Genomic DNA, 2,879 nt, shown 5'->3' with positions numbered 1-2,879 from the left:
GTCGGGTCAGCGCGTCGGGTCGAGGTCCGCGACCGAGATCACGCGGTGCAGCGGCAGCGTCACGGTCTCGGCGGAGTCCGGCTCGATGCCCTCGATCCGCCCCCCGGCGACCGACGCCGGCACGACGATCCGCGACGTCGACCGGCCCTGAGCGTCGACCACGGAGACGGTCACCGCGGTACCGGTGCTCGCGGCCTCGTGCAGCCGGGCTATGGCGGCCTCGCCGGTGTATCCGGCACCGGTCCCGCCGCGGGCGGAACGGACGCGGTCCGCCGCACGCATCGCGGTGATCGCGGCGCGGAGCTCGGCGGGGGTGGCGACCCGCGTCGGGACGCGGGGTGCCCTCCGGGGTGCGGTGGCGGTGACGCGGGCGACGGGACGGGACAGCGCGACGACCGCGCCCGTGGTGTCCTCGACGACGGGCGCGAAGCCGTGCTCGCGCAGGGTCTCGACGAGGTCCAGCGGGCGGGCCTGGGAGACCAGGACCGTCGGGGCGACCGAGCGGAGCGAGCAGGCCTCGGCGACAGGGGATCCGAGGACGTGCGCGATCAGGGTGGGGTCGTCGCAGCGGAGGAACGACAACGCGGACCCCACCCGCAGCCGACCGTGCCGGCGGGCCACGTCCTCGATGAGGTAGTCCAGCGACTGTGGCACCGGGGTGATGGACGTCCTGGCCAGCAACTCCCGGATCCCGGCGGCCGTCCGGCCCGAGTCGAGCGCCCGGCGCAGGGAGTTCTCGGTGACCCGGTAGGTCGTGGCGGCCCCGGCCGACTCGACGTCGGCGAGTTGCGCGAAGTCCGCGGCGAGGTCCGGCACGAGCGGGCCGGGGGCGAGGATGGTGAGGTCGGCCTGGACGATCACCTCGGAGACCGGATCGGGCAGCGCCGCGGTGAGGACGGGCTCGAGATCGTCGGTGGTGGGGGAGCCTGCGGCGAGGAGCCTGGCCGCGGTGGTGGCGGTGGTCCCGACGACGAGGCCCAGCCGCCTCGCCTCGTCGACGGTCTCCGTGCACGGCCGGGCCCCCGCCCGCGAGAACCACACCGGCGAGAACCAGCGCACGACCTCCGGCAGCAGGGCGTCGCCGGGATCGGAGGCCGGGCCCAGCTCGGACAGGGCCCGCAGGACCCGGCTGCGTTCGGTCGGGGCCGGCGGGCCGACCGGGTCGCCCAGGGCGGGGACGGTGCCCCCGCCCTCGATCTGGGAGCCGACCCGCCACGCCGCGCGGGGCATCGACCACCAGGCCAGGACGAGCTCGGCCCACCGGCGCGCCGGCTCCCGGGCCGACCACACGTCGGCGGCCTCCGTGGGCGCCCACACCGAGTCGAAGCCCGTGTCGCCGACCTCGGTGTCCCCCACGGCGATCAACCCGGCCGCCGCGAGCACCTCGAGGAGCAGCGGGGGCTCGTGCTCCTCGAGGGCGGCGGCCCGGGCCACGCGGCGGAGCTCCCGGACACCCACGCCCCCGGCCTTGAGGGTGGCGGCCGGGGCGACGGACAGCGCCGAGAGCAGCGCGTCGCACCGATGGAGCAGGTCCAGCGCGGCCACGCCGCCGGAGGCGTCGAGTCCCGCCGAGGCAGCCCTGGAGGCCGCGGCGGGCGCCGACCAGGCGGGGGTGTGGAGGAGGGAGGAGCCGACCGGGCGGACGCCGTGCCGGGCCCGGTCCACCGCGTGGGCCCGGGGGACCACCACCTCGCCGTCGTCCCCGGTGACCTCGGCGAGTCCCGCCGCCGCCAGCTCCGCCGCCGCCGCGCGGACGGTGCCGGAGGCGCCGGCACCGAGGGAGCCGACCGGCGTCCGACCCCGGGCGATGGCCTCGAGGACCCCCACCGCGCCGGCGGACAACCCGGACCACGCGGCCTCGAGCGCGGCGCCGGTGGGTTCACCGGGATGGGGTGCGGTGACGGGCGCCGCGTCGATCGCGGCACCCGTGACGGGAACGATCCGGGCGTGCGTCTCCTCGCCCCAGATCAGCGCGAGGTCACGGAGGCCGCGGACGGCCGTGCGGAAGGCGTCCTCGTCGTCGTCGACCCCCACCCGCGCCGCCACCGCGGCGAGCGGGACGGGACCGGAATCGGCGCCGAGCGCCGCGGCCGTGGCCAGGATCAGCAGGTCCGGCCAGGTGAGCGTGCCGATCGCGCGTGCCGTGGATGCGGGCAGCCGGAGTCGCGAGGCGAGGACGTCCAGAGAGGCGGGGGGAGGGTTCGCCACGTCCGGGCGGAGCTCGCACAAGCGGACCAGGGCGTCGTCGGACAGGGCGGCCAGCCAGGCGGGGAAGTCGGGTTCACCCCTGGCGGCGTTACGTGGCGTGGAGCTCGAGGTGGGCATATCCGTCCAAGCCTAGTGAGAAGTCGCCCGGGGAGAATTCGTGTGGGTGGTATCGGACCCAGTTGCTGACGGATCGGGCGCGAGGTGAGAGACTACCCACGTGGCTGCCAAGAAACTGACCTACGACAACCCGGGATGGCCCGACGCCTCGTTCGGCGAGCACCCGGTGACCGAACTAGCTGCGCTGGTCGCGGGAGGACTGTCCCCGTTCGGACAGGAGATCTTCCCGCTGCCGCAGGAGCGCCTGCACTACATCCACCCGGTGACGGTGGTGAACAAGACCGTCCGATCACGCTGACAGCGGACGCCTGACATACCAGAACGGGCCGCTACTCCCTGTGGGGAGTGGCGGCCCGTTCCGGTGTTGGTCGGGTCGACCGGTATCAGTTGCCCAGGTACGTGGCGAAGAAGCTGTCCACGGCCGCCTGGTTGCCCGCGTAGGCGGCGTCGATCGCGGCCTTGTTGGCGTGGTAGCCGGGCGTGATCGGCAGCTCCAGGCCGCGGCCCTCGGCGAACGCGCTGAGCGTCGCGACGTGGTCTGCGGCGGAGACCGC

The 2,879-nt window shown here is 75.3% G+C and carries 2 protein-coding genes; one reads left to right on the top strand and one right to left on the bottom strand.

Annotated features, from left to right (window positions below; translation table 11 throughout):
* Positions 1-6 precede the first annotated feature (6 nt).
* Entirely contained in the window at positions 7-2,325 is a 2,319-nt protein-coding gene (locus tag B4M60_RS08620) for a helicase-associated domain-containing protein (protein WP_291082295.1), read from the bottom strand.
* A gap of 100 nt (positions 2,326-2,425) precedes the next feature.
* Here B4M60_RS08620 and B4M60_RS08615 point away from each other — a divergent pair, with 100 nt between their 5' ends.
* Positions 2,426-2,623 (top strand): hypothetical protein, encoded by a 198-nt coding sequence (locus B4M60_RS08615; protein WP_291082292.1) that lies wholly within the window; start codon positions 2,426-2,428, stop codon positions 2,621-2,623.
* Positions 2,624-2,879: the final 256 nt, after the last annotated feature.

Origin of the sequence: Dietzia sp. UBA5065 (genome assembly GCA_002415925.1) — a bacterium.
Classification (GTDB): domain Bacteria; phylum Actinomycetota; class Actinomycetes; order Mycobacteriales; family Mycobacteriaceae; genus Dietzia.
The sequence above is the reverse complement of the archived record's forward strand: the minus strand, read 5'-3'. Positions and strand labels throughout refer to the sequence as shown.

Bases quoted from the DNA above. Each gene is read 5' to 3' on its own strand.
- B4M60_RS08620 (WP_291082295.1), bottom strand. From the start codon at position 2,325: ATGCCCACCTCGAGCTCCACGCCACGTAACGCCGCCAGGGGTGAACCC.